25 protein-coding genes are annotated in these 25,443 nt (G+C 50.6%); 23 read left to right on the forward strand and 2 right to left on the reverse strand.

The genetic code is table 11. The annotated features are described in order from the left end of the window. The first annotated feature begins 31 nt into the window (after positions 1-31). The 4 genes from FCN51_RS24260 to tnpC all read left to right on the forward strand — a co-directional run bounded on the left by FCN51_RS24260 (position 32) and on the right by tnpC (position 3,749). A complete protein-coding gene (locus tag FCN51_RS24260) occupies positions 32-994 on the forward strand; it encodes a nuclease-related domain-containing protein (RefSeq protein ID WP_236661285.1) in 963 nt (320 codons plus the stop codon). 377 nt (positions 995-1,371) lie between these two features. Continuing rightward, positions 1,372-1,731 carry an IS66-like element accessory protein TnpA gene (gene tnpA / locus FCN51_RS24265; RefSeq protein ID WP_012812356.1) on the forward strand — a complete coding sequence of 120 codons (360 nt, stop codon included), beginning with the start codon at positions 1,372-1,374 and terminating at the stop codon, positions 1,729-1,731. Then, entirely contained in the window at positions 1,728-2,075 is a 348-nt protein-coding gene (gene tnpB / locus FCN51_RS24270) for an IS66 family insertion sequence element accessory protein TnpB (RefSeq protein WP_012812355.1), read from the forward strand. The genes tnpA and tnpB overlap by 4 nt, the downstream gene beginning before the upstream one ends. A gap of 63 nt (positions 2,076-2,138) precedes the next feature. Continuing rightward, positions 2,139-3,749: an IS66 family transposase gene (tnpC, locus tag FCN51_RS24275; RefSeq protein ID WP_006115450.1), complete on the forward strand. Its 1,611-nt coding sequence runs from the start codon at positions 2,139-2,141 to the stop codon at positions 3,747-3,749. 750 nt (positions 3,750-4,499) lie between these two features. Here the strand turns inward: tnpC and FCN51_RS24280 are convergent. Beyond that, entirely contained in the window at positions 4,500-5,147 is a 648-nt protein-coding gene (locus FCN51_RS24280; protein WP_201762576.1) for a LexA family transcriptional regulator, read from the reverse strand. A 185-nt stretch (positions 5,148-5,332) separates the two neighbouring features. On the opposite strand from FCN51_RS24280, the gene FCN51_RS24285 reads away from it, so the two are divergent. From FCN51_RS24285 to FCN51_RS24320, 8 genes are all read left to right on the forward strand, one after another. Further along, entirely contained in the window at positions 5,333-5,569 is a 237-nt protein-coding gene (locus tag FCN51_RS24285) for a hypothetical protein (RefSeq protein WP_050920488.1), read from the forward strand. A 23-nt stretch (positions 5,570-5,592) separates the two neighbouring features. Beyond that, positions 5,593-5,739: a hypothetical protein gene (locus tag FCN51_RS24290; RefSeq protein WP_160257071.1), complete on the forward strand. Its 147-nt coding sequence runs from the start codon at positions 5,593-5,595 to the stop codon at positions 5,737-5,739. Then, positions 5,732-6,019 (forward strand): hypothetical protein, encoded by a 288-nt coding sequence (locus FCN51_RS24295; RefSeq protein ID WP_003627043.1) that lies wholly within the window; start codon positions 5,732-5,734, stop codon positions 6,017-6,019. The genes FCN51_RS24290 and FCN51_RS24295 overlap by 8 nt, the downstream gene beginning before the upstream one ends. A 71-nt stretch (positions 6,020-6,090) precedes the next feature. Further along, positions 6,091-6,597 carry a hypothetical protein gene (locus FCN51_RS24300; RefSeq protein ID WP_160257072.1) on the forward strand — a complete coding sequence of 169 codons (507 nt, stop codon included), beginning with the start codon at positions 6,091-6,093 and terminating at the stop codon, positions 6,595-6,597. A gap of 113 nt (positions 6,598-6,710) precedes the next feature. Further along, the gene (locus FCN51_RS24305; RefSeq protein ID WP_081273866.1) at positions 6,711-7,457 is read left to right on the forward strand and encodes a class I SAM-dependent methyltransferase; all 747 of its coding nucleotides are present in this window, start codon (positions 6,711-6,713) and stop codon (positions 7,455-7,457) included. Between the two features lie 131 nt (positions 7,458-7,588). Continuing rightward, a complete protein-coding gene (locus FCN51_RS24310) occupies positions 7,589-8,392 on the forward strand; it encodes a hypothetical protein (RefSeq protein ID WP_160257073.1) in 804 nt (267 codons plus the stop codon). Positions 8,393-8,448: 56 nt separating this feature from the next. Then, a complete protein-coding gene (locus FCN51_RS24315; protein WP_160257074.1) occupies positions 8,449-9,363 on the forward strand; it encodes a hypothetical protein in 915 nt (304 codons plus the stop codon). Next, the gene (locus FCN51_RS24320) at positions 9,360-9,773 is read left to right on the forward strand and encodes a hypothetical protein (protein WP_160257075.1); all 414 of its coding nucleotides are present in this window, start codon (positions 9,360-9,362) and stop codon (positions 9,771-9,773) included. The genes FCN51_RS24315 and FCN51_RS24320 overlap by 4 nt, the downstream gene beginning before the upstream one ends. Here the strand turns inward: FCN51_RS24320 and FCN51_RS24325 are convergent. After that, a protein-coding gene (locus FCN51_RS24325; protein WP_148425110.1) for an IS5 family transposase occupies positions 9,757-10,514 on the reverse strand; the annotation gives its coding sequence in 2 pieces (ribosomal slippage) (positions 9,757-10,193 and positions 10,193-10,514; 759 coding nt in all). The genes FCN51_RS24320 and FCN51_RS24325 overlap by 17 nt on opposite strands. A gap of 516 nt (positions 10,515-11,030) precedes the next feature. On the opposite strand from FCN51_RS24325, the gene FCN51_RS24330 reads away from it, so the two are divergent. The 11 genes from FCN51_RS24330 (at position 11,031) to FCN51_RS24380 (ending at position 25,237) form a co-directional block, all read left to right on the forward strand. Next, the gene (locus FCN51_RS24330; RefSeq protein ID WP_004449954.1) at positions 11,031-11,501 is read left to right on the forward strand and encodes a hypothetical protein; all 471 of its coding nucleotides are present in this window, start codon (positions 11,031-11,033) and stop codon (positions 11,499-11,501) included. A gap of 18 nt (positions 11,502-11,519) precedes the next feature. After that, complete coding sequence (locus tag FCN51_RS24335) at positions 11,520-12,755, forward strand: TolC family protein (protein WP_160257076.1); 1,236 nt, start codon at positions 11,520-11,522, stop codon at positions 12,753-12,755. Next, the gene (locus FCN51_RS24340; protein WP_039891523.1) at positions 12,752-13,906 is read left to right on the forward strand and encodes an efflux RND transporter periplasmic adaptor subunit; all 1,155 of its coding nucleotides are present in this window, start codon (positions 12,752-12,754) and stop codon (positions 13,904-13,906) included. Before FCN51_RS24335 ends, FCN51_RS24340 begins: the two co-directional genes overlap by 4 nt. After that, positions 13,906-16,980, forward strand: a complete 3,075-nt coding sequence (locus tag FCN51_RS24345; RefSeq protein ID WP_160257077.1) for an efflux RND transporter permease subunit — start codon at positions 13,906-13,908, stop codon at positions 16,978-16,980. Before FCN51_RS24340 ends, FCN51_RS24345 begins: the two co-directional genes overlap by 1 nt. Beyond that, complete coding sequence (locus tag FCN51_RS24350; protein ID WP_160257078.1) at positions 16,980-17,651, forward strand: response regulator transcription factor; 672 nt, start codon at positions 16,980-16,982, stop codon at positions 17,649-17,651. The genes FCN51_RS24345 and FCN51_RS24350 overlap by 1 nt, the downstream gene beginning before the upstream one ends. Beyond that, a complete protein-coding gene (locus tag FCN51_RS24355) occupies positions 17,648-19,000 on the forward strand; it encodes a sensor histidine kinase (protein ID WP_006115456.1) in 1,353 nt (450 codons plus the stop codon). The genes FCN51_RS24350 and FCN51_RS24355 overlap by 4 nt, the downstream gene beginning before the upstream one ends. Positions 19,001-19,056: 56 nt before the next feature. Further along, entirely contained in the window at positions 19,057-19,761 is a 705-nt protein-coding gene (locus FCN51_RS24360; protein ID WP_160257079.1) for a VIT1/CCC1 transporter family protein, read from the forward strand. A 202-nt stretch (positions 19,762-19,963) separates the two neighbouring features. Further along, a complete protein-coding gene (locus FCN51_RS24365; protein ID WP_003626145.1) occupies positions 19,964-20,089 on the forward strand; it encodes a hypothetical protein in 126 nt (41 codons plus the stop codon). A 496-nt stretch (positions 20,090-20,585) separates the two neighbouring features. Continuing rightward, positions 20,586-21,095, forward strand: a complete 510-nt coding sequence (locus tag FCN51_RS24370; RefSeq protein ID WP_236661286.1) for an RNA polymerase sigma factor — start codon at positions 20,586-20,588, stop codon at positions 21,093-21,095. Between the two features lie 136 nt (positions 21,096-21,231). Continuing rightward, positions 21,232-22,197 (forward strand): FecR family protein, encoded by a 966-nt coding sequence (locus tag FCN51_RS24375; RefSeq protein WP_160257080.1) that lies wholly within the window; start codon positions 21,232-21,234, stop codon positions 22,195-22,197. Between the two features lie 511 nt (positions 22,198-22,708). Further along, the gene (locus FCN51_RS24380; protein ID WP_236661287.1) at positions 22,709-25,237 is read left to right on the forward strand and encodes a TonB-dependent receptor; all 2,529 of its coding nucleotides are present in this window, start codon (positions 22,709-22,711) and stop codon (positions 25,235-25,237) included. The last annotated feature ends 206 nt before the right edge of the window (positions 25,238-25,443 follow it).

Genomic DNA, 25,443 nt, shown 5'->3' on the forward strand with positions numbered 1-25,443 from the left:
TTTTTATTTTCCGTAAGTTATGGAGAAAGCGATGTTAAGATTTTTTCTTGCCATAGTGGCAATATATATATTATTTAAAGTATCAATAATTATTTTCTATTTTATTTTGGCGCACTGGATAATTTGTCTAGCATTGGCTGTTTTGGTAGCCGTTGCAATTGAGGCCGCCAGTAGAGATACCGAAAAAGTATCGGATCAGAAACAGGATTCTTCAAAGGAAAAGTCATCTGAAGGAGATAATTCTTATACATTTGAATCATCAACATACCAAAGGCCTGCTTCCAAATATGAATTCAGACCGTCAATAGCCCAGAGCACTGTCTTTCATGGCAGGACACCTACGCCTGAGATAATAGATGTTGAGGATGAGCAATCTTTTGAGGAGGACTTGTCTGCTCCTGAGAAATCGTATGCTGAAAGGAAAGGGTTTGCAGGAGAATGTATTGTTAATAAATATATAAAAGAGGTAAGAAACAACAGGGGTATATTAAATAATATATATATAGAATATAATTCCCCTACAGGCAAAAAAGTGACGCAGATTGATCATGTCGTGAAAGTTCCATGGGGAATATTTATTATAGAAACAAAATACTATAGTGGATATATTTCTCATGATCCAAAAGATGTCTATAGTTGGGTTCGGCAACCAGATGGTCCAGAATCAAAGCAAAGATATAAATTTTATAGTCCTCTCCAACAGAATCAGATGCATGCTGATGCTGTAAGATCAGTAACGGGTTTGGAAGAAAAGAATATTCTTCCTCTCGTTGTTCTTGCAGGAAAAACAAGATGTGACAGTTATATTGAAAATAGAATTGTCAGGCCGTCCAGATTAAAGGAATGTTTGGGTAATGATTGTAGACCTCCATTATCAGTGGTGCCTTATATAGATTATAATAAAATTGAAGAGGCATGGTCTGTTTTGTTGGGGTTTCTGAAAAAACAGTCAGAACTACAAGAGAAGCATAAAAAACAATTAAATTACCATTAGCATTGATAACTGTTATGATTTGGTAATTTCTGAATACGAATATCCAGTAATTGTCTTTCAATGAGTTCTCTTAGGGGTATGACTTGAGTAGTTTGCCTCCAGTGAGGTGCTGGATGCGTCACTGGAGGATTAACGCATTATATCGGCCTTTTGCCTGCTTTCAGGCAGAAGGCTTTTCCGACTAGAAAATATGATAATCTTTTAGAAAAGTTTGCAGAGGTAGACGTATTCTTTTGCGAGAAAACGATAGTTTGGTACGTGTGCACCTCGTGAGTGCATGGTAAGCGGCCGCTTGAGACCGCCTTATGAGTGAGGATTGTGCCTGGTAAGTTACCGTCGTTAACGACGTCGTTATTGACGTTGTTTGGGAGGTAGCTATGGCTCAAGAAATCCTGATTGGCGTTGAACGCCGTCGCCGCTGGTCGGATGAACGCAAGCTTGCGATACTGGCTGAAGTTGGTGTGGACGGGGCAAGTGTATCGGATGTGGCCCGTCGGCATGACCTGACCCGTCAACATCTTTACCAATGGCGGACGTCTTTCCGCCAAAGACTGTCTTCCCCGGATCAGTCTGTGGCGTTTGTTCCTGTCGCTGCAGTGAAGACACCTGCTCTGGTCTCTGGCGATGATAATGAAGGGCTGGCCATTATGCTGCGTAATGGCCGCAGTATCAGGGTGAGTGGACATCCTGCAGAAGAGTTTCTGGCGAAGATCATCCGGATTGCCGAGACAGCATGATTGGCGTGGGCAACGGTGTGCGCGTCTATCTGGCCTGCGGGGTTACGGATATGCGCAAGGGGATATCGGGTCTGGCTGCACTGGCACAGGACGTGCTGCGTCAGAACCCGACATCAGGGGCGCTCTTTGCCTTTCGTGGTCGCCGTGGGGACAGGATCAAGCTTCTGATGTGGGACGGTCAGGGGTTCTGTCTTTATTACAAGGTTCTTGAGAAGGGACGTTTTCCATGGCCCTCGCCGGCAGAGGGCGTTGCACGCCTGACAGCCGCACAGATGGCCATGCTGTGGGAAGGCATGGAGTGGAGACGACCTTCCTGGTCTGCGCCACCGTCTCGCGTGGCCTGATTTTTATGGCGTGATCGTGCAGAACCTTTTGTCTTTTATTGGGTTTTCTGCTATTTTTTCATAATGACGCATGCGCCCGCGGTCCTGCCTGATGATCCGGATATCCTGAGGGAAATGATTGTTTCCCTGCAGACCGAAGTGGCTCGGCTTTCCGCTTCAGCCCGTGCGTATGAAGCTCTTGTCCAGTCTCTCAAAATCCGGATCGCGCGTCTTCAGAAACAGAAATTCGGGGCCAGTTCAGAAAAGATAGACCGTGAGATTGAACAGCTCGAACTGCTTCTTGAAGATGTGAAAATCGCCATCGCGGCAGCCGATCCTTCTCCTGACATCAGGGAGCACGATGACAGCGATGGTGTGGTCTCTTCCCCCAGACGGCGCGGCAAACCAAAGGTTTCCGACACGACACCACGGGAGCGTATTGTTCTCGACCCGGGCGAGGCCTGTCCCGCCTGTGGCGGTCCCCTACGCCTCGTTGGCGAAGATGTCACCGAAATACTGGACTTTATTGCGGCAAAACTGAAAGTTGTCGAAACGGCACGGCTGAAGAAATCCTGCCGTCATTGCGAAACAATGGTACAGCCTGAAGCACCGTCGCGCCCTGTCCCACGGGGCATGGCTGGCCCCGGGCTGCTGGCCCATATCCTGGTCTCAAAATTCGATGATCACATTCCGCTTTATCGTCAGAATGAGATCTTTTCCCGTCAGGGTGTGGACATTCCCCGTTCAACCCTGATCGACTGGTGTGGTCAGGCCGTTGCCGTTCTGCGTCCTCTCACAGATCTGATCCGTCAGGATGTCGTAAAGGCAGACCTGCTGCATGCCGATGATACACCCATCCAGGTTCTTGATCCTCGCCTGCGTCAGGCTGGGAAACCACGTGGTGTGAAGGAAGGGCGGATCTGGACCTATCTGCGCGATCCCCGCCCCTGGGGCGGGAGTGATCCGCCCGCCGTGGCCTACTGGTTCTCTCCCGATCGCAAGGGGATCAATCCCCAGACCCATCTGGCACAGTTCCGGGGCATTCTGCAGGCTGACGCCTACGCGGGGTTCAGGGATCTGTATAAACCCGATGCAACGGGAACCGTGCATGTGCGCGAAGCGGCCTGCTGGGCTCATCTCCGCCGGGCCTTCCATGATGTCTGGAAGGGCAGTGATTCGACAATCGCAAGGGAAGCACTTGAACAGATCGGAGAGCTCTACGATATCGAGCGCCAGATCACCGGACACCCGGCCCCGTATCGTCTGGCTGTCCGACAGGAACAAAGCCGCCCCCGTGTCACAGCATTCCACGCATGGTGCGAAACACAGCTTGCCCGTATCCCTGGAAAGGGGGAACTGGCAAAAGCGATCCGTTATGCGCTCAACCGGTGGAAGGCCTTTACCCTGTTCCTCGAAGATGGTCGTGTCGCCATCGACAACAATCCTGCCGAACGGGCCATACGGCCCGTATGCGTGGGGCGAAAAAATTATCTCTTTGCCGGATCCGACACCGGGGGCGACAACATCGCTGATGCCATGACGCTTATCGAAAGCGCAAAACTCTCCCGGCTTAATCCGCACGATTACCTCGCCGACGTCCTGGCCCGTATCAACGAGCACAAGATCAACCGGCTCCACGAACTGTTGCCATGGAACTGGAAACCCGTGAATACACTGCACAGGCAGGCCGCATAATCAAGGCGGCCCAGAGCGGCCGGTTACAGTGCATGCACATCACTGGCGATCAGAAGTATTTCGAGTGCCAGTCAGTATCTTTTCTCTTTTGGACGTTCCATGAGAATGCAGTGAGGGTAGAGGTGAGGGGAATTCGTGCATAAAAATGCTTCCAGAATCCTGTAGTCTTTTGTGCCGACATCCAGTTTCATAAGGGTGACGGCGCGTAATTCCACGTTCTGAACAATCTGTTTCAGCGTAAGGGAAGAGGATGTCCTTCCGATCGACTAGCGGCGGAAATTGGACTTTGGTTTCTGATTTTCTCATGATGGCACGAGTGTTGGGTATCCCGTGGGTATAGACGTATGCGATAGCCAAAGAGTGTCGTGTCAATCGGGGATCGCGATCCTGAGAGTAGAATATGTCAGGCATCGCAGCGGCGACCAATACCCCGCATTCTTTACATGTCAGAACGTGCCCCAGATGCTGACGCAATGTCATGGGATACGCACCGAACGGGGCTGGCGGTTGCCGGACTGGCTCGGCGAGGTGCTGCAGATGGAAAGGTCATGGGCATATCAGTGAAACCGAAAACCATAACCTTCTTGGGAGTGGCGGCGGAAAGACGGAAAGTACGTAGATCCATGCCTCCTGAGACAACGGCCCGATTGAACGGGTGATGTGTCTCAAAAATTCATACGGTATAAATAATTTAATAAAAAGCGGAAAACCGCCCATAAAATTGAATATGCGTATCTTTCGTGTAAGGGTCTATCCGCGTGGACTGCCTCCGCTCCAGACAATTTCGCCAATGACATTGATCTGCGAAGCCTCTTCCGCACTCAGTTCCTGAGCGGGGTAGCGTTCATTATCTGCCAGCGCACGCAGCCCCCCGCCCAAACGGCGCTCCAGGCGCCGGATCAGGATTGCGTCTTCAATTGCCAGAGCATAGAGGCCTCCACCCTGAACATGTTGGTGGGAGGTGTCGACAATGAGTAAATCATCTTCGCGCAGTGTTGGGGACATGGCATCTCCTGTAACAGTCAAAAGCCGGAGAGATGTGCCATCCTGCTGGAATGTCTTTTCCAGCCATGTTCTGCTGATCCGCAGCCCTTCATCACGGTTATCCAGCCAGGGAATAACGGCCTGATGTCCACCGCGTGCCGGGGCGTCGGAGCCAAAGGGGCTGGATGATGCGGGGGGAGTTCCAACGCCGTAGGCCAGCCAGTCCAGAGAAACGCCACAGACATGCGCAAGAGCTGCAACGGACGAGAACTTCATTTCTCCGCCGTTCATGTAATCACGCAAAGTTGTATAGGGCACGCCGGCGGCCTTTGCTGCGTGGGTAATTCCTATAGTGCGAGCAGCCTGACGCAGCCGTTCACCGCGCTCGCGCATGAGTTGAATCTGGTTATCCATCAGAGGACGCTTTCGGTGTCGATGTCGGGGCATTGGAACTCCAATAGGAAGGGAGCTCCAAAAATATGCAGAAAGCCACTTGTTCGTATAGTGCGTTTATCGTACAAATCATCAGTGATGTGCGGGCCGTCGTTGTTTGATCGGTGATCTTCGCATGAAAGCTATGTTTTGTCGAAGGGATTATCATGTCTGCGTCAGATGACTCATTGCCGGATCATCGTCTGGAGGAACTGCATGCGGGTCTGCACGATGTATTTCGGCTTGTGGAACTGGAGCACGACTTGCTGCGCAGCCGGTTGGATGATCTGCGCAGTGGAAGCGATGGTGCACGTCTTTTGGAGGGCCTGATCGTTTTGGGTGGGGTATTGCACCAGCGCCTGTCGCATCTGTTGGTACTTTGCCGCGATATTGGTCATTTGTAAGTCAGGTTGGAGAGGATGAAAGCATGACATTCATTCTGACCTTTTTCGGTGTTGTGGCCGCTGTTCTGGTTCTGGGATTTGTGGCTCTGACTTGTGCAACCGACATCATGCTTCCGGTGACCCTGATGCTTGTTGTAGCTGCACTTGTTCATGAGGTGTTTCATGGCTGAGGAATGGCGCACCAATGAACCGCCTCACGACAGGCAGGCAGAGCGATATGCAGCTTATGCCGCCGAGTTTGGCGGGATCGAAAAGAAACATAAGGATGATTACAGAAATACCCAGTATGCCAGCATTGTTGGGCAGGTTGGATGTGGTGTCGCCATCGGATTGTGGTGGCATCCTTTCGTAGCATTTCTACTGGGGCTCGGGTTTTGGGGTGCCGTTCGGGAAGAGCGTAAAAAATGTGATGCGGATGCAGCCCGGCGCAGACTTTACGGGATTGAATAGAGATAGCGCTCAGTCTGCCAGCGGAGTGTGATCCGCAGAGTAATATCTGACTGATTTAGGGAATGGAAAACATGAAACATGTGGTCTTTGGCCTCATGACGGGGTTTTGCGCCATCAGCGCGACAGTTACGCCTGTGCAGGCACAGAATTATGCTCAGGAAGTGACACATAGTGAGAGTTATATGGGAGAGGATCTACCTCCTGCGTCTGCAGGTGACGAGGCTATTCTCAAGCATATACCGGATCTGAAGAAAACGGCTCGTGGTTATCAGAATAGTTGCGGGACGCGGACGGATCCACGTCTTCGCATGCTTGATCTGGGAGGTACGCTGCATGATGCAAAAGTGGTGTACGACCCGGATTCAGGCTGTTGGGGCGCAGCGGGTGGTCAATTGACCATTCTCGATGGAGCAAACAGGGTTGTGTACAGTGAAAGTGTCGGCGCAATCCTTGTATTGTCCAGCCGTCATGACGGAGTGCGTGATCTTTCATTTGGTGTTCCGGGGATGAGTCAGCCTATCTGGATATGGGATGCCGCCCATCATCAATACAAATTTCTCAAATCCATTGAAGAATAAAAGAAGAGATTCCCTTTGGGACTATTCTTTCTTGCAGGCAGGCAACAGGCATATGTCCTGATTGCCTGATGCGCGAAACAAGATGAAAAGCGAGAAGGGGCCGGGCTCCAGTGATGCGCACTGTTTCAGAGCATCCTGTTATCAGTTGTCCAATTTGCCAGTTTGCGTGTTTTCCGCGGATGGAAAAGGATACGTACAGGATTGTCCAATGTTCAAACTGTGATTTTCTGTTTGTAAATCCGATGCCGACATCTCAGGTTATTGCGGCATATTATGCCTCAACCTATCGCGGTGCGCATGCAAACTTTTATCCCAAAGACAGGTCACGTCGGTGGCGAGCCTTCTGGCGCAGTCTGGCGTTCATACCCTATCTCTACAACCGCGATGTGGTGGATCTTGGATGCGGTGGGGGGCATATGCTGGCGGCTCTATGTCGTTTTGCGCGCAGTGGAACCGGTGTAGATCTCAGTCACAACAGTATTGCATTTGCCAAAAGACATTTTCCAAATCAGACGTTTTTTGCAGAAGATATTTTGTCTTTTTCCAAAAGAAAACGTTGCTTTGATTTTGTATTCTCCTCCGAATTGCTTGAGCATCTTCGCAGTCCCGATGACTTTATGACAACACTTCGGGCGATTACGCGCCCAAATGCTCTTGTCTACCTGTCGGCTCCCGATGCGGGCCATCGTGCAACGCCTTCTGATCTGGCGACATGGTCTGACATCTGCCCGCCCGAGCATCTTCAATGGTTCAATGAAACCAATCTCGCGATGCTGTTCGATCAGAACGGGTTTGTGCCGTTCAAAAGGCATCGCACCAAAACTCCGGCACATTCTGTGTTTTTTAGGCGTGTTTTCTGAATGTGCATCGTATTTCTTTTTAGAGAAATACTTAAAAAATATTGATTATATCAAGAAAAGTTTACAATTCTTCTGAATTGTTTGGAGAAACTTTTTCTTCTGTATTGGTTCCAGATCGAAAGATACCCAGAATGAAAGAAAATCCTCTGATTTATGCCGCGTGCGATAAAAAATATTTCCAGACGCATGCATATGCGTTTATCAAATCGGCCTTTCAGGTGCATCATGATGTGCATATCATTGTGTCACCAGAGCCTGGAGAGAAGCTGGAAGAGCGTAAGAAATTACTGCAAGAATATCTGGATATCTTTGCCAGAAAATTTGATACGTCGATAAATACATTGACAATCGAAGCTGTGGCGGATCCTCGTGCGTGTGCAAAAATAAGCAATAGAAAAGAACGTATTGTTTTTTACCAGTCTTTAAGGTTCTTTTATATAAATAAGATTTTGAGGAATAATGACAGGCCTGTCTATATGATGGATATAGACAGTCTTGTCAGAAAACCACTTCCGTCAATCCATAAAGGGAATCTAGGTATCTATCTGCGGTTGGATAATAAAACAGGTAAAAACCGAGAGGAAGTTTTGGGCATGAAGGTTCTTGCGGCGATGATCTATTGTACACAGCCTTCAGCAGAATTTTTTAAGAAAGTTGTAGAGTATATAGACACGCATCCTCGTAAATATTTTCTGGATCAGAGGGCCATATATGAAGTGTATCTTGAAGATAAGAGTGTAGCGGTTTTTGATCTGGCGAAAGAAAATATACTGGATTGGTCATTCGATAATAAAAGCAGTGTCTGGACTGCAAAAGGGAAAAGGCGCCGTCGCGATCCCGTTTATATTCATGAGCGGCTTCAATACGAAAATCGAAGTGCGATCGCCAGAAAAGCCATACAGATTCTGTATCGTATCGGGATGATACGGAAATAGTTTTTTGGAAATTCCTTTGAATATACAATTATTTCTTACAATGCAGGAAACCTCTTATGACCCGGTTTTCATTTCAGAATCTTTCAGAACGCATTCTTGCCTTTATCAGGCGTGCGCCTCGTCGCCATGTCGCTGCTGCTGGCGTGCTGTTATTACCTGCTGTGTGGTGGTGGCATGAGAGCAGTTTGCCTGCACAACTGATGAAAGCAGAGAGGCAGCAATATCCAAAAGGAGCACGTGAGTGTCTGATGTTGGGTTCGAATACAGGTATTAATTTTCGGATACCTGAAAGTATGGCTGCTTGGTTTGAACGTACGGATATTACGGATCCGACAGCACATCCCTTTGTATTTTATGCTGGCTCATTACAAAATGTGTCAGATTTGGTCGTTGATCTGGAACGACGTGGATTGCTTGTCCGACATGACATGACAATGACTGTGGATCAGACGTCCAGCACGATTGGTCCGCAGTCAAGAACAACGGGAGGCGCTTACTATCATCCTGAAAGTTATCATAATACATTTCGTCATATACCAGTTGTTATATATACGACCAGACGCAATGATGAGCGTTTTCAGTATGAACTTAAAGTAAAAGACAATCTCTTTTGGGGGCGTCCGATTTTACCTGTCAGAACATATGACACGCCTCTGCCGGAAGCAGGTCATTATACAATTCCTCTTACTTCTCCTTATATGGTGAGTATTGCAACATCAGCCTGTATGCGAATGAAAATTCAGACCATTACAAACATTAGGCCACGAACCGATTTGCGTACAGGCAATCAACTTTACGATGCCAAAGTGACGTTCAAGGTTAATAAATTACCAGATTGGATGGATACGCCAATCTTCCGGCGGACTGTCGGGTTTCCAGACAGGCTTGCAACTGGCAGCAAGGTAGAACGCGCCACGGTCTTTCAACTCTACCATGGGAAACCGGTCTTTCAGGTGGATTTTGCACGATGAACACGGATTTTGCGAAAAATGCGGCGCGCAAATTAGTTGCAGTCGTGCGTCATTCACCACGTATTGTGGCTGTGATCGGCGTAGGTATTGGCTGTGCCTGGTTGTTCACACCACGACCGGACGTTAGTCGTCAGGCGGCAGAAGAGGTTTTGGCTGCCGTGCGTGCATGGCCGGAAGATCGAGGGAATATCAATGCGGCTTCCAGTCGCCGAGCCTGTAAACGGCTGAAAGACGGAATATTTGTATCGGGGTTGGGAATGATCAACAATGTGGATCGATCCCGTATGGCCTTACCGGTATCAGGTTATAATCTGGGAACCGTTGGGACTTATTTTGGGGGTGGGCCTTCGGGTATTCAGCCGGGAGAATTTATTCAGGCATTAGGCTCAGGACTCATAGCCAGAAGATGACGGTTGCGGCGAGGCAGATGGCGGAGAAGAAGACGGTGGGGCATCTGTCATAGCGGGTTGCGACCCGCCGCCAGTCCTTGAGCCTTCCGAACATAATCTCGATGCGGTTGCGTCTTTTGTATTTTCGCTTGTCGTATTTGACTGGCTTTCCGCGGGATCTCCGTCCCGGAATACAGGGCCTGATCCCTTTTTCCTCCAAGGCATCCCGGAACCAGTCAGCATCATAACCCCGGTCCGCCAGCATCCACTGTGCCATAGGAAGGCTGTCCAGCAGAGCAGCGGCACCGGTGTAATCACTGACCTGTCCCGCCGTCATGAAGAAGCTCAGCGGTCGTCCGTTCTGATCCGTGACCGCATGCAGCTTCGTATTCATACCACCTTTTGTCCGTCCGATCAGACGCCCTGGATCCCCTTTTTTAGCCGCAGGCTTGAAGCCGTGCGATGTGCTTTGAGATAGGTTGCATCAATCATAATGGTCTGAGGCTCTGCTTTTTCGGCAGACAGGCCATCCATCATCCGCATGAAAATGCCCATGTCGCCCCAACGTTTCCAACGGTTGTAGAGCGTCTTGTGTGGGCCGTATTCCCGGGGCGCATCCCGCCAGCGCAGACCATTGCGGTTCACGAAAATGATGCCGCTCAGCACGCGGCGGTCATCAACACGAGGTTTGCCGTGGCTCTTGGGAAAAAACGGTCGCAGGCGCTCCATCTGATCGTCCGTCAGCCAAAACAGGTCGCTCATCTTCAGTCTCCTTGCAGAGCCTGAATCAAAATTCCCTACAAAAATCAATGGGTCCTGAGCCTAAGCACTTTGTGAATAGCTCATGCGGCTTCTTCCTTCGACGTGAAGAATGAAACAATAGACTGTTTTTCCTTCGTGAACCGGCGTTCGATCGGAACTTCACCAATGTCCAGTTTTGCGAATTTTTAGCCATCCGCAAATGTCCGACATGAAGGCGTAAGCGGAATGTCTGAATCTGTTTGCATGTTTGCCGGAGTTTCTGCTGGAGTGATAGATTTATTATAAAAAACGAAACATCTTTGAACAGTTCTTGGCCAGATTGAAGTAGTTCAGAGGCATAACTTTACACATCATGTTCTATGTCAGGCCTGTGATCTGACGAGGTATTTCTTTCTACGTAGAAATCATTGTCTGGTGGCCATTCAGGTTCACGTCATCTTTGCGCGTTATAGGGGCAAAGATGCCAACGCAACAACGGCGTGCTGTGGATCGTATTAGGAAGGCCAGATACAGGTTATGCAACGGGTGATACGTTACGGATTGTCAATTCTGATAACACTCAGCCTGTGCGGATGTGTCTCTTATACCGAAACAGAAAGTATCTGTAAGGGAACGGAAGAAGGTATTCTTCTGCATATAGATGGCTCATATGCAGGCTATCCACATTCTGTTTTACGGCATGCAGTCTTGCAGAGTGTTGCCTGTCCTGTAGGAGAAACAGAACTCCAGGCATTTCATACCATTGCTGTGCCACCACCACATATGCGGGTATCTATTAAGCGTCCGGCCGGGCAGGGGCGGTTGGGATCGCTTTCCGTCACATTATTTTCGCAAGGGCGTTTTGTGATTGGTGAACGCATGGCCCTGACGTCTTTTTCACGCACTCAATCACCTTCATCCATAAAAGGCGACATCAACTTGGCAACGGTCAATCTATGGAATGACCTTGCCTCCCGAATTACGCATAACAAGCCGATTATTCCGTAGGAGGCTGCGTGTAACCTCATGCGTGAAATCCTGCTGTTAAGTATTGTGACGTTTTCATTTTGCATATTTTCCGCAAATGCCCAGAATATGCCAGAAAAAATAGATTTTCATAGAGCCGTTAATATGGCCTGGTTGGTTGATCCTGTGCGTACGGAATTGCAGGTTGGCCATCATTCTGCAAATGCGCGCAGCAGTGCGGCAGGATCATGGTTTGCTGGCGGCCCAACTCTGTCCGGTGAATATATGGATGATCATGCAATCGGGAGTAATGAAGGGTACACCACTTATCAGGGAGGGGTGTCCGTACCGCTCTGGTTACCAGGGCAGGGAAGCGCCACACGTCAGGTTGCAAGTGCTGAAGCCGCATCTCTGGATGAGCAGCTAAATGTTGAATACCTGTCGCTTTCCATAAGGATATTGGATGGGGCGGCCAAAGCACAGATTGCTCAGGAACGTTTAAAGGCGGCACATCAACTGTATGAGTATGCAAGCAGGATAAACAGTTTGATTGCTCATTCTGCGCATGTGGGTGAATCTTCATCTTCGGAAAGCCAGATAGCACAGTCAGAAATGGAAAATGCCCGTAATGAACAGGCATTGGCGCAAGAATATCTGGAAAATTCTCAGGCTGAACTGGAAGTTTTATTTGCCCAGCCAGTTGAGGTTGATCTTTCTCATGGTGCAGATATGGCACATGTGCGGTTTGTGGAACCGCGTGATATGGAAGACAATGATCCGCGCGTAAAAGCCGCACACAAAAATGTAGAAGCTGCACAAGCTAATATGAAGCTTGCCCGCCGCTCTTTTATGCCCAATCCAGAACTGGGTATCGATGTGATTCATGAAAAACAGTATGGCAGCCCATGGGATGACCGGGTTGGTGTCAACTTCAGCATCCCACTACCAAGCGAGGCCCGGAATACACCGATTATGTCTGAGGCCAGCAACAGGCTTGCTTCTGCCAATAGTCAGGAAATACAGGCCCGGCGCATGGTACATCTGGAAATATCCCGTGTGCGGGCTCGGCTGATGGCCGCCACAGCTGCCCGGCAGACCACCCGTATAGCCGCGGCAAATATGCAAAAGCGTGCAGCGGCAGAAGAGCATGCCTGGCGGGTGGGAGAGGCAACGCTCGAAACTGTCATGCAGGCAGAACAGGCTGCCTGCAATGCGCAATTTGCCAACGCTCGAGCAGAGGTGGAGTGGCATGTCGCAACGCTGCGTATGATGATTGCCATGGGGATTACACCATGAAAGGACGCATCCTTGCGTATTTCGCTGTGTGTTTTTGTATGTCACCTCTCGCCAATGCGGAAGATCAGATACTCCCTTCGGTTGTCGCGCTAGATATGGCAGCGATAAAAAATGAAGGTATTACAGTGACCTTTGCCAAATCCGGTAAGGTTTCTCGCATTCTGCCAGTTATCAGCCGGGTTATGCCCGATACCACGCGGCTTGTGTATATTCATCCAGCCGGAAGCGGCAAAGTGCTGGACGTTTTGGTGCAGCCAGGTGCTTCGGTCCGTAAAGGACAGGTCCTGTTGCGCTATCAGGATCATTCTCTCCATGGTGCACGGCTTCAAGCCATTCAGATGCGTGCCGCGTTAACAGCTGCCATTGCCAGTAGAAATGATGCCGCAGCCGCAGTGCAGCGCGCAAAACAACTGGTTGGTCAAACTCTTTCATTGGCAGAGCTGCGCCGCAGGCAGGATATTCTGGCGCAGGCAGATGCAACCATGCGTGCCCGACAGGCAGATGTGGATACATTGGGTCATCGGTTTAATGAGGAGTTCAATTCATCTTCTGAACAAAGCAGCCGAAAACAGCAGGATGAGGTATCAACCCTGATCTCTCCGGTTGATGGTGTGGTGCAAACGCTGGGCACATCTGTCGCCGCAGACCTAACGCCAACTACAAACGTGGCAAGCGTAGCGGATCTGTCTGACGTGTGGATTGTTTCGGATATTACGCCGGAACAAGCAGCATGTCTTCAACCTGGAGGCCTACAGACCACAGAGACCAACGATGGTGCCATCACATCCCGGATTGATACAGTGGATGGCATGGCCAACCCGCAAACAGGGTTGGTGCGTGTTATCAGCCGTGTTTCCAACCCAACTGGTGTGTTGGTTCCAGGCATGGTGCTGGATGCCAGCCTGACGGAGCGTGACAGTGTAACGGGAATGGTCGTGCCGTCAGATGCCATTCAGAAAATTGATGTCCATAACGTCGTATTTGTGCAGATAGATAAAACGCATTACCGGCCTGTGGTGGTGGATGTGGTCTTGGATAATGGCATGCATGCGGTTGTAAGCTCAGGCTTGAAAGAGGGTGAGGCAGTGGTCAGCCACGGCAGTTTTGCCCTGAAATCAATCATCGGGCTGGCCGGAATGGACGCAGACTGATGGCCCGTAAATACCTGGAAGCTTTGCTGCGGGCCCGCATGCTGGTGCTGGGTGGATTGGCTCTGATATTGGCGGCAGGTATGATGGCAGTGCTGGAACTGCCAGTGGAGGCTGTGCCTGATATTTCCCCAAAACAGGTTCTTGTATCCGTTGTGGCTCCAGGCCTTGCGACCGAGGAAGTGGAAAAACTGATCACCTTTCCGGTTGAAGCCAGTATGACCGGTATTCCCGGTCTCACAGATCTGCGCTCTGTTTCCCGTGGTGGGGTTTCGGTTGTTTATGTGCAGTTTGCTGATGACACGGATATCAATCTTGACCGCACGCGTGTGAATGAGCGCATCCAGCAGGCGCGGGGTTCCATATCTGTGCCGGGTATCACCGTAAGCATGGGGCCGCTTGCAACGGGCATGGGTGAAATCATGCAGTTCCAGATCAAGGGAGCAGGGCGCTCACTTATGGAACTCAACCGGATCATGAACTGGACGGTAGTCCCGCAGATGCGGCTTGTGCCGGGTGTTGTGGATGTAAACGTCAATGGTGGCGCGGAAGAAACCTATGAGGTTGCACTGGATCCTGCCCGGCTGATTGCCAGCAACCTTTCAGTGAGTGAGGTTTATCGCGCAGTGGATGCAAACAATGCGGCATCAGGCGGTGGGTGGATCACCCATCATGCCGAACAGCAAAGTGTTGTCGGGCGTGGGTTGATCAGCAGCCTTGCGGATTTTGGCAACATTGCCGTACGCGCCAATGCCGATGGCTCCATCATACGTTTGCGAGATCTTGGGCACATTACAACTGGCGCACGCACACGCCTTGGCGCTGTTACCCGTGATGGGCAGGGTGAAATTGTAATTGGCGTGGTGATGATGGAAAGTGGCGCAAGTTCCAACGCCACATTGGCTGCCATCAATCGTGCCTTGCCAAGCATAAGGCAATCCTTACCAACGGGTGTTACGCTGGAGCCCTATTACACCCGCGCCACATTAACCGGGCAAACAATCGCGACCGTGCGCGATAACCTGCTGATGGGTGCCGTGCTGGTGATAGCGGTGCTTGTGGTTGTGATGGGAAGCTGGCAGGCCGCTCTGGTGATTGCCTCCGTTATTCCAGTAGCTCTTGTCTGCGCCATGGCCGGCATGCGGTATTTTGGCATTTCAGCCAATTTGCTTAGCCTTGGCGCAATTGATTTTGGCATGATTGTTGATGGCTCATTGGTAGTTATTGAGCATATTCTTTCAAGGCGGGAGGAGGAGCCGGAAGCCGCGTTTATGCCGCTGGTTGTCTCATCCGTTCAGCAGGTCATGCGGCCTGTGGGCTTCGCCATACTGGTCATTATTATGGTCTATCTGCCTATTCTGACCCTGCAGGGCATTGAAGGGCATATGTTCCGGCCTATGGCGCAAACGGTTATCATGGCGCTTCTAGCTTCGCTGGCTTACTGCTTCATCTGTATTCCCGTAATTGCGGCTCTGGCTTTGGCACGTGTGCGGCCAAAAGGAGATACATGGCTGATTGCTCGCCTGCGTGCTCCATATGTACATCTGACAGAGTGGGGAGAAGCACATCCGCAGCTTCTGTTTGGGGGCACGCTGGTTGTTCTAGTGTTATCGGCAGGTCTTGCAACACGTCTGGGTGGGGAGTTCATTCCCCAGCTTGATGAAGGGGCTTTGGCTGTTACCACCACACGTCTGCCCTCAGCATCTCTGGAGACTGTACTTGCATCGGTGACAAGACAGGAACAGATTCTGCGGGGTTTTCCTGAAGTCAAAACGGTTGTCAGCAATACAGGCACATCCGCCATTCCCACAGACCCGATGGGTGTGAATGAGACTGACAGCTTCATTCTTCTCAATCCGCCATCAACATGGAAAACCGCGCGCACGCAGGCCGGACTGGTGGCTGCAATGGATGAGACACTGCGGCGAGAATTGCCAGATGCGCTGTATTCCTGGAGCCAGCCGGTGCAGATGCGCATGGATGATCTGCTCTCTGGCGTAAGAACACAGATTGCGGTTTCGATTTTTGGTGATGATCTGGCAACACTCGCTGCTCTGGGAGACAAGGTTGTAGCTGCTATTGCAAGTGTAAAGGGTGCCGCAGATGTGGCAGCGGCGGGTGATGGCAGTGTGCCGCTGGTTGTGGTGGACATTGATCGCGCACAGGCTGCCAGCCGCAACGTGGCAGTACAGGATATTCTGGATACGGTGGAAGCCATAGGCGGACATATTGGTGCGCGGCCTGTTATTGTTGGCAATGCCATTATCAGCACGCAGGTGCGCCTGAACGGCCGCCATGTGGCTTCAGCAGCAGCTATTGCTGCTTTGCCTGTTCGGCGTATGGATGGGCAGGGGAATGTCATGCTTTCACAAGTGGCGCATGTACATGAAGTTGATGGTACACCACGTATCAGTCGTGATGGCGTACGCCGCCGCATGGTGGTGCAGGCCAATGTGCGAGGGCGGGATCTTGCCTCCTTTGTGGCTGAAGCGCAGCAGCGTGTGGCGCATGATGTGCATCTGCCATCGGGCTACACCATGCAATGGGATGGGCAGTTCCGTAACCTGCACTCAGCTGTGCAACGTCTGGAAATTGTTCTGCCTGTTGCTCTTGGTCTGATATTTGCATTGCTGGTTGTAACCTTTGGCGCAATCCGGCCCGCACTCTTGGTTTTTATCAATCTGCCTGTGGCTGCAACCGGCGGCATTATTATGCTGACATTACGTGGAATGCCCTTCAGTATTTCAGCAGGTATTGGATTTATTGCCCTGTTTGGGGTGGCTATTCTGAATGGCGTTGTGCTGGTGAGCGAAATAGCCGCATTGCGCGCGCGAGGTATGGCCGTGGCGCAGGCGGCTTTTGCGGGCGCAAAAGCCCGCTTCAGACCGGTTATGGCTACGGCGTTGGTGGCCAGCCTTGGCTTCTTTCCCATGGCGTTTTCTGAAAGTGCCGGGGCGGAAGTGGAAAGACCTTTGGCCAGTGTGGTGATTGGCGGACTGGTGACATCCACACTGCTCACTCTGCTGGTGCTGCCATCCCTGTATGCTCGTGTCATGCGAGAGGAGGTTCAGAACTGATGCGTATCCTCATTGTGGAAGACGAGCACGATCTTGGGGCAGCCGTGCAGGAGCGTGTGCGGCAGGATGGACATGCTGTGGATTGGTTCATGACTCTGGAAGATGCGCGCGCAGCTGTAGCCACCGTGGATTATGACTTCATGCTGCTGGATCTTGGGCTGCCAGATGGCAATGGGCGCGATCTGCTGCGCGAGATCCGCCGCACGTCCTTTGATACCGCCATTCTGATCACAACGGCAGAAGATCAGATCAGTGACAGGATCGCAGGTTTGTCCGATGGAGCGGATGATTACATCGTCAAACCCTATGACCTGAATGAACTTGTGGCGCGGATTGCGGCAGTCGCGCGCCGGTATGTCGCGCCACGCAGGCAGGCCTGCTACCAGATGGGCGAGATTGTTATTGACCGGGAAAATCGTTCCGTAATGCGTAATGAGATGGAACTTGAGTTAACAGCACGGGAATGGGCGATTATGGAACTGCTGTCTCGCAGGCCCGGACGCATTTATTCTCGCCATCAGATTGATACAGCCTTGTATGCGCTGGATCAGGATGTTGGCAGCAATACAGTTGAGGTTTTTATTAGCCGCCTGCGTAAAAAGGTTGGCAATACGGTTATCAAAACTGTTCGTGGCCGGGGCTATTGCCTGGCCGATAGAGCAGACGCATGAAAAACTGGAGCCTTGCGACCCGGATTGTCAGTGGTGTTCTGTGTGTGGTCACGCTGAGCCTTCTTGCCCTCAGTATCGCCGTTGCTGGTTTTACGCGTTACGAAATCACAGAACGTCTGGACAATTCCTTGCAGGAAGTATCCGAACGTTTGCAGACTATCATCACCATACAGCCGCATAGAGCCCAGTCAGACAACGTGGCATGGGTGCCTGATGTGGGGCCACGAACACTCGCGTATCAGGTTGTTGACCAATCTGGCCATGTTGTTCTGCGTTCTCAAAATGCACCGGTTGAACCTTTTGTGTCTGATATTCATACAGGTTTTGCCAATACCCCTTTGTTCAGGGTTTATATTGCGGCACCTACGGCCACGGCTTATCGCGTGCTTGTTGGTGAGCCCACGTTGCATCGGCGAGGGGCCACATGGCGTGCTACGGCCATAGCGGTCTTGCCGATACTGATTTTTCTGCCCGTAATTTGGGTGCTGGTGCGCCTGATCGTGCGTCGTGCCTTGCGACCTTTGAACCGTTTGCATGATGAAATGCAATCTCGTGGCAGTGGCAATTTAAGCCCTATTTCATCACTTGATTTGCCGGTTGAACTGGTTTCCATCCAGCATGCCGTAAACACGCTTCTATCCCGCCTGAAAACAGCACTTTCTACTGAACGCGCTTTTGCAGCAAGTGCAGCGCATGAATTGCGTAACCCACTTGGGGCCCTTCTTGCGCAGGTGCAGATGCTGGGGCGTATGCTGCCTGAAGGATCTTCGGCTAATAAGCGGGTGGAAATTATAGCAGATCGTACCCAGAGATTGGCCCGAACGGTTGAAAAACTTCTACAGTTTTCACGTGCATCTTCTGGCGTTGCTTTTCGGCGAGATCGTTTTGATCTGCTGGCCGTATTATATGTGCTGGTTGATGATCTGGGGCATCTACCACGTGATGGCCGGAGTATTGATTTAAAAGCCAAGGGTATTGGACATATTTTTGTTTATGGAGATATGGACGCAACCGGTATTCTGTTGCGCAATCTGCTTGAAAATGCCCTCTTGCATGGCACTTCCGATATGCCAGTAAAGGTTGAGGTAAAACCTGAGGGCTGTATTGACGTTATTAATGATTGTCCTGCCTTGGCCCCGGATACATTGGCCCAACTGACAAGCCCATTTGTGCGTGGCGGCAGTTCCAGCAATGGCAGCGGCCTTGGTTTAGCAATCGCCAGTAATATTGCCAGGCAGATGGATGCGCGCTTGCAATTACAATCACCTCTTACTGGTTCTGCGCGGGGATTAAGTGTTTCCCTATGTTTCCCTAACCCAGAAATCATATTGCTGTCTGAAGAAACCTGACAGTAACGCGTTCAGGTTTGCGTCATGTTGGTGGTGTATTGTGTTCTTGATGAAATATGGAAAATAATATCTTGAACAGCCAGAAAGAAACTCATGCAACATCCCGTTTGGGATGGCTTCGGGCTGCTGTGTTGGGCGCGAATGATGGTATTCTGTCAACATCCAGCCTTATTATGGGTGTTGCCAGCGCACATGCTAGTCGGGAAAATATTTTGCTGGCTGGAATATCAAGCCTGGTGGCCGGAGCCATGTCTATGGCTGCAGGAGAGTATGTTTCTGTCAGTTCGCAGGCAGATTCAGAAAAAGCTGATCTTGCTCGTGAAAAGCAGGAGCTCGGTAGCAGTTGGGATACCGAAGTTGGCGAACTGGCTGATATATATCGCCAGCGTGGGCTGGATGATGCTCTGGCCTGCACGGTTGCACAGCAGCTCATGCAACATGACGCATTGGGGGCACATGCCCGTGATGAATTGGGTATTTCCGATGCAACATCTGCACGACCAATACAAGCAGCCTGTGCATCGGCTGGGGCATTTTCATCTGGCGCAATACTTCCGGTTCTGGCTGCATTACTCTCATCTTTATCTATTGTATCATGGGTTGTGTCTGCAGTCTCACTCATAAGCTTGGCGTTACTTGGAGTTGTGGGAGCCCGTGCAGGTGGTGCTGCACCTTTGCGTCCTACCTTGCGTGTTATATTTTGGGGTATTGTCGCTATGGCGGGAACAACTTTTGTTGGGAAAATGTTTGGTGGCCCATAAAAGAAATCATTATTATATAATACTATATTGTTACCTATGAATATTATTTTTTTTGAAATATAATTGTAGAAATACAATGTTCATTATGTGATTTTTTTCATCAATTATCAACCATATAATTTATTTTTTGTCTTTAATGGCGGAATTTTTCTTAATTAATATATATCGGAACAGGTTTGAGTTCTGAGAATATTTTAAGATCATGGGGCTGTCGGAAGACCTGATCCGAATTTTCTCGGGGCAGATCTGGGGCTGGGGGCGCAAGCTGGACGATGATGTCCTGAATGATATTGGCACTGACCAGTCCAACCCCAGCGCATCTGCCTGACACTGACCCGGCACGTTGCCAGATCGGGATGTTTCGTGATGACGCATGGCCAGCTGGATGAACTGGGTGAGATTGTCGAGGTACTACTGCCCGTCCCGAGAGCATCAGAAGCGCAAGAGTAACGTAAATCGTGAATGCATGCGCCGTCCAGTCTCACTTCCTTCCGAGCGTGCTATCAAGGCTTTGCCAGAATAGATCAGATGTCTGTATTCTTTTCGTTCTACAATAGCACAAGAATTGCTTACAATAATTTTCCAGAGGGCTAACTGTAATCTAGCCTTATCGGATCAAGTGGTACCATATTTACTATCCATTGACCTGCATTATGCTGTCATCGAGATAAATATATACCCATTTTAGGTGACGGATTTTCCGCAGAAGGTATCTATGTCACTTGAACCCCGTTGCAGTACAGGACAACTTATGGCATCGGATTAAGAAGTAATCTCAATTCCGCATTTAGCGAAAGTGATTGGAGCCTCTGGGGGGCCTCGCGTTGGACGGGAAGCGCACATCGCTGGAACTCTATCAGACTCATCGGGCTACCCTTTTATCTTATGCAACACGTCTTTCAGGAGACAAGACTGTTGCCGAAGACATTGTTCAGGATGTCTGGCTACTGTTCAGCCGGCAGCGGGTTGAGACAATCGCCGCCCCTCTGAACTATCTCCGGACGATAGTTCGTAATCTCGTGATAACCCGAGTGCGCAAAGAGGGGGTTGAAAATACTGCTGGCTCAGACTTTGAAGCAGTTACTGCGGAAATAGCTGATGACCAAGTGTCGCCGGAAGAAAACGTGGCGTCACGTGAAGCTATGAAGCGCATTGTGGATGCGATAGCCGCCATGCCAGACCCGCGTCAGCGTCAGGCGATCCGTATGTATCATTTTGAAGGACTGAAACTCCGGGAGATCGCCGTCCACCTGGATCTGTCCCTGACGCGTGTCCATGGCCTCATTGAAGATGGCATGGCGATCTGTGACCGCGTCCGCAAGGAAGGGCAGTAGCGTCACGTGTATTTTCGAATTCGACGGAAAAAATACTTTCACGCCACATCTGTGAAAATAGATGGCTCTTCGGTTTCTGCTCCATGCGTAAGGTAAGAGCGGCTGTCGTTTTGCGCACCGGGAGGCTTCGCTTGCCATGACTGAACGGAAAACGCCGGCGCAGGCCGCTGCGGGCTGGTATCTTTATCTCCGGGAGGATCCGGATGACGAAGGCCTGAAAAACCGGTTTAAGGAATGGCTTGAGAGCGATCCCGCGCACAAGCAGGCATGGGCGGACATGAATACAACCGCTTCCGTCATGGCTGAAATTCCATCATTCCTGCATACGTCAACCTCCATAGCGCCTGCTTTCGTTCCACAGAAGCCGGAGCGCGGTCTTCGGCGCAGACTTTTGTCCGGATGTGGGCTGGCACTTATGGCTGCTTGTGCCGCTATGATTTTTGTGGCGCCAGATATGTTGGTGCGTCTCAAGGCTGATCATTATGCGCCAGTTGCCGAAACACGTGATGTCAGGCTGGCGGATGGCAGCGAAATTATACTTGCTCCGCAGGCCGCTATTTCGATCACGATGAATGCTTCGGAACGAAGTATTCATCTGCTTCAGGGGGAGGCGTTGTTCAACGTCCATCACGATCCGAAGAGGCTGTTTCGTGTGACCACAGAGAATGCGGTGATTACGGATATCGGGACAATTTTCGATGTCAGAATGGAGGGGGCCGCTACCGTAGTTGCCGTGCGGGAAGGGAGCGTTCGTGTCATCGCGCGCCGCTCTCCTGTTGCCGGTCGGGATCTGCGTGCTGGGGAATGGGAACGCGTATCTGGTGCAGACTCCGCCTCTGGAGTAGTGCCTGTTGCGACGATTGGTGCCTGGCGAGACGGGTTACTTGTTGCCCGCAATGAGACCGTTGGGGATATGATTGGGGCGCTCCGTCCGTGGACCTCCACCAAGATTATCCTGACTGATCGCAAATTGTCCGATAAGCGGCTTACTGGAACCTACAACCTGCATCAGCCAGAAGCCGCATTGCGTCAGATTGTGGATACCTACGGAGGGCATGTGTCGTCCTGGACATCGTGGGTCGATATTGTCAGCGCTCGTTGAAGCGCTTGGTATTCGGATGTCGTTCCGCCACTGGATCACAATGTCTTTATAAAAAATTCTATTCTGCATTGCTCTATATCAGGTGGCCTGTGAGCACTTAGAGCAGATACTGAAGATACGTGGCTGCTTCCATGAAAAAGAAAGTAAATGCTGCGTTACGCCAAGAGCAGTGTGTCGTAAGCACGCTGATTAGGTAAGTAATGGTAACACTTGCCAAAAAATATTCCTATTAAATCAATTAAAATCAAATGCTTGTCGAGATTCAACGGCGGCATCAGAAAAAAATCACTGGAAGAGGGAAAAATTGCGTCGCCGCCGCATCTGTCTAAGTGAAAGACACGAATGCGAATGAATTGCAATTCATGAAAAGGGCGGCAGGGTAAGGATGGCACATACTACGGCAGCAGGGTTCTCTGGCGCGCAGGCTAGATCGTCTTATAACGGGAAGAGCGTCTGCCAATGTTACGAAAAAAAAGCCTCTCAAGGAAGATATCCGACGGGAAGAGCTTACATGTCTCTGCTCGCTGTTGCGTGGTCTTTACACGGAGTTCAGGGCCGCGGCAGGGCTATGGCGCTTCTCGCGCTTGCAACGAGCACGGCGTTTTCTTCATTGGAATCAGGTCGCGCTCTTGCACAGACGGTAGTTTCGAGCGCATCGCAGAGTGCCAGTCTCGGACCCAATGTCCAAACGACCGAGCCTGTAAGGTCATTTAATATTCCTCATGGTTCTCTTTCTGACGCACTGGTGGCTTTCAGTGCGCAGGCTCATGCTCCCCTGACGTCGCAGGCTCCAATGCTTTCAGGCAAGGTGAGTAGTGGCCTCCAGGGGACTTTTACATCATCTGAAGCACTTTCCCGGCTTTTGCAGGGTACAGGACTTACGTTTCTTCAGACCGGTCTTCATGTTTACAAAATTGTTCCAGTATCGTCTGCAATCATGCTTGGTCCAGTGCGTGTTGGTGGAACTATCCGTGATGCGGTTCCTGCTACGGCTATGATCGGTAATCTTCCGCCGGTCCTTCCGGGGGGAGAGGTAGCACGTGGGGGACAACTTGGAATGCTGGGGAACCGGGATGTCATGGACACACCGTTTAATCAGACAAGCTATACTGAAGAATTTATCGAGAAACGTCAAATCAGAAGTATACGCGACGCATTGAAAGACGACCCGTCCGTGCGAGCAGGATTTGCGACCGGAAGTTCGGGGGTGGAAAGGCTGCAAATCCGCGGCTTCAATATCGATAACGTCGATATATCTTACGGTGGTCTTTACGGCATGATGCCTTTTGGTGGCATTACGTCCGAACTGGCTGAACGGGTGGAAGTTCTTCGTGGTCCGGCTGCATTGCTCAATGGAATGTCGCCAGGTGGTGCGGTCGGAGGTGTCGTCAACATCGTGCCTAAAAGAGCACACGATAAACCCCTTTCGAAAATTGAAGCTGACTACACATCCAATGCTCAGTTTGGCGGCCGTGCCGACGTCGGCAGGCGCTTCGGCAAAAAAAAGCAACTCGGTGTGCGTCTAAATGGGATGATCCGCTCTGGTCCCACGGCAATTCCTCACAATGATATGAAAACTGCATTGGTCGGAGCTGGCGTAGATCTTCGTCTGCATCGTGTGCGGCTCTCGACCGATTTTGGTTATCAGTATCGCGACATTGAAGGTGTGGTGCCGTTTTTTCAGCTTGCTTCAGGCATTCCGGTTCCAAATGCTGAGCGTGCAAAACGAAATTTCAATCTGCCTGGCACCTATGTACACGGAGAAGATTTCTTCGGTGTTTTTCGGGGAGAAGTTGATCTTTTTCGCAATTTTACCGCCTACGGAAGTGTGGGCGCTCATGATTACACCTTAAGAAGCGCGTATTTCCAGCAGGTCGTTGTGAATGATGCGGCAGGTAACTCACGAGGCGCTACGCCTGTCGGTGTTGCGCAGCATGGACGTTATCTGACAGCCGAGGTTGGTGTGCGTGGCAAGGTCGATAGCGGCCCCGTTACGCAGGAGCTGGCGTTTTCTGCCAATCGCCTGCATCTTGATTTTGGCCGTGCATTCGGGACAAATACAGGTATTCCGGCTTATAATCTCAACATTTATAATGGAGCGGATGCATTTTCATATGGGCACGACATCTCCGTTCCAAAGAGCGCTGGCAGAACGAGTTACTCAACATTATCCAGTCTTGCATTCGTTGACACGATTTCCGCTTTAAATAAGCGGATTCAGGTAACGGCAGGCCTGCGTGTGCAGCGGGTTCAAAGCGCCAATACTGGTTCAGACCATGTAGGAACAAAAACCGGTGTTTATGATAAAACAGCGATTAGCCCTTCTGTACTTGCTGTTTTTAAACCTCTTAAGAATGTTTCAATTTACGGTAACTGGATTCAGGGACTGCAGCAGGGAACGATTGTTTCTTCGAGCTATAGTAATTCCGGCGAGATTTTTGCACCTTACAAAACGACCCAGTATGAAGTTGGTGTGAAAGCAGATATGAAAAAATTCATTGTGAGTTTTGATGTTTTTCAGATATCTCAACCCAGTACGGTCACTGATGTCAACACCAATACAATGTCCCTTAACGGCACGCAGCGCAACCGTGGGCTCGAACTCAATATCGCTGGTGAAATCACGCATGGACTGCGGGCAACCGGAGGGGTGATGCTACTGGACCCGATCCTCACGCATACACAAGGTGGTGCTAATGACGGCCAGCGTGCGGCCAACACATCCCCCGTCAATTTCAATATGGGGCTCGATTACGATCTGCCTTTCGTCAAAGGTTTGTCCGTGACTGCTGACGTTATGTACACGCATTCTGAATATATCGAAAACGGTGCTCATCGACGGAGTATACCAGGATGGGTAAGGCTCGACATGGGCGCACGTTATGCGATCAAAAATCCGGCGTCGAAAGACGGAAAGCTTTCCTTCCTTCTTAATGTCGATAATGTAACAAATGAACGGTACTGGAATTCGGGTGGGTATAATTATCTCTCGCTGAGTGCGCCACGGACAGTTCGTTTTGCGGTGATGGCGGACTTCTGATGCGCGCCTCGTCATTTCAGGTGGCAGCTAGAACCGTAATCGCTGTGGGCGGAGGATATCTTGCCTCATCCTCGGCTATGGCGATTTTCTGTCTTCTCCTTGTGAGTGCCGGTTTTACGCGTGCAGACGCTGTCACTCTGGGCATCCTGCTTGTGTTTGTGTTGTACCTCTGCCTGGTTCTCTGGGTTTTTGCGGTATCCACATTG

The sequence above is a fragment of the Acetobacter pasteurianus genome (genome assembly GCF_009914215.2).
Taxonomy (GTDB): domain Bacteria; phylum Pseudomonadota; class Alphaproteobacteria; order Acetobacterales; family Acetobacteraceae; genus Acetobacter; species Acetobacter pasteurianus.

Excerpts from the sequence above, each read along its gene's own strand:
- FCN51_RS24280 (WP_201762576.1), bottom strand. The coding sequence starts at position 5,147 with ATGGATAACCAGATTCAACTCATGCGCGAGCGCGGTGAACGGCTGCGT.
- FCN51_RS24310 (WP_160257073.1), top strand. The coding sequence starts at position 7,589 with ATGAAAGAAAATCCTCTGATTTATGCCGCGTGCGATAAAAAATATTTC.
- FCN51_RS24330 (WP_004449954.1), top strand. The coding sequence starts at position 11,031 with ATGCAACGGGTGATACGTTACGGATTGTCAATTCTGATAACACTCAGC.
- FCN51_RS24290 (WP_160257071.1), top strand. The coding sequence starts at position 5,593 with ATGACATTCATTCTGACCTTTTTCGGTGTTGTGGCCGCTGTTCTGGTT.
- FCN51_RS24315 (WP_160257074.1), top strand. The coding sequence starts at position 8,449 with ATGACCCGGTTTTCATTTCAGAATCTTTCAGAACGCATTCTTGCCTTT.
- FCN51_RS24300 (WP_160257072.1), top strand. The coding sequence starts at position 6,091 with ATGAAACATGTGGTCTTTGGCCTCATGACGGGGTTTTGCGCCATCAGC.
- tnpB (WP_012812355.1), top strand. The coding sequence starts at position 1,728 with ATGATTGGCGTGGGCAACGGTGTGCGCGTCTATCTGGCCTGCGGGGTT.
- FCN51_RS24285 (WP_050920488.1), top strand. The coding sequence starts at position 5,333 with ATGTCTGCGTCAGATGACTCATTGCCGGATCATCGTCTGGAGGAACTG.
- tnpC (WP_006115450.1), top strand. The coding sequence starts at position 2,139 with ATGACGCATGCGCCCGCGGTCCTGCCTGATGATCCGGATATCCTGAGG.
- FCN51_RS24320 (WP_160257075.1), top strand. The coding sequence starts at position 9,360 with ATGAACACGGATTTTGCGAAAAATGCGGCGCGCAAATTAGTTGCAGTC.
- FCN51_RS24335 (WP_160257076.1), top strand. The coding sequence starts at position 11,520 with ATGCGTGAAATCCTGCTGTTAAGTATTGTGACGTTTTCATTTTGCATA.
- FCN51_RS24380 (WP_236661287.1), top strand. The coding sequence starts at position 22,709 with ATGTCTCTGCTCGCTGTTGCGTGGTCTTTACACGGAGTTCAGGGCCGC.
- FCN51_RS24350 (WP_160257078.1), top strand. The coding sequence starts at position 16,980 with ATGCGTATCCTCATTGTGGAAGACGAGCACGATCTTGGGGCAGCCGTG.
- FCN51_RS24295 (WP_003627043.1), top strand. The coding sequence starts at position 5,732 with ATGGCTGAGGAATGGCGCACCAATGAACCGCCTCACGACAGGCAGGCA.
- FCN51_RS24305 (WP_081273866.1), top strand. The coding sequence starts at position 6,711 with ATGCGCACTGTTTCAGAGCATCCTGTTATCAGTTGTCCAATTTGCCAG.
- FCN51_RS24360 (WP_160257079.1), top strand. The coding sequence starts at position 19,057 with ATGGAAAATAATATCTTGAACAGCCAGAAAGAAACTCATGCAACATCC.
- FCN51_RS24345 (WP_160257077.1), top strand. The coding sequence starts at position 13,906 with ATGGCCCGTAAATACCTGGAAGCTTTGCTGCGGGCCCGCATGCTGGTG.
- FCN51_RS24375 (WP_160257080.1), top strand. The coding sequence starts at position 21,232 with ATGACTGAACGGAAAACGCCGGCGCAGGCCGCTGCGGGCTGGTATCTT.
- FCN51_RS24365 (WP_003626145.1), top strand. The coding sequence starts at position 19,964 with ATGGGGCTGTCGGAAGACCTGATCCGAATTTTCTCGGGGCAGATCTGG.
- FCN51_RS24340 (WP_039891523.1), top strand. The coding sequence starts at position 12,752 with ATGAAAGGACGCATCCTTGCGTATTTCGCTGTGTGTTTTTGTATGTCA.
- FCN51_RS24260 (WP_236661285.1), top strand. The coding sequence starts at position 32 with ATGTTAAGATTTTTTCTTGCCATAGTGGCAATATATATATTATTTAAA.
- FCN51_RS24355 (WP_006115456.1), top strand. The coding sequence starts at position 17,648 with ATGAAAAACTGGAGCCTTGCGACCCGGATTGTCAGTGGTGTTCTGTGT.
- tnpA (WP_012812356.1), top strand. The coding sequence starts at position 1,372 with ATGGCTCAAGAAATCCTGATTGGCGTTGAACGCCGTCGCCGCTGGTCG.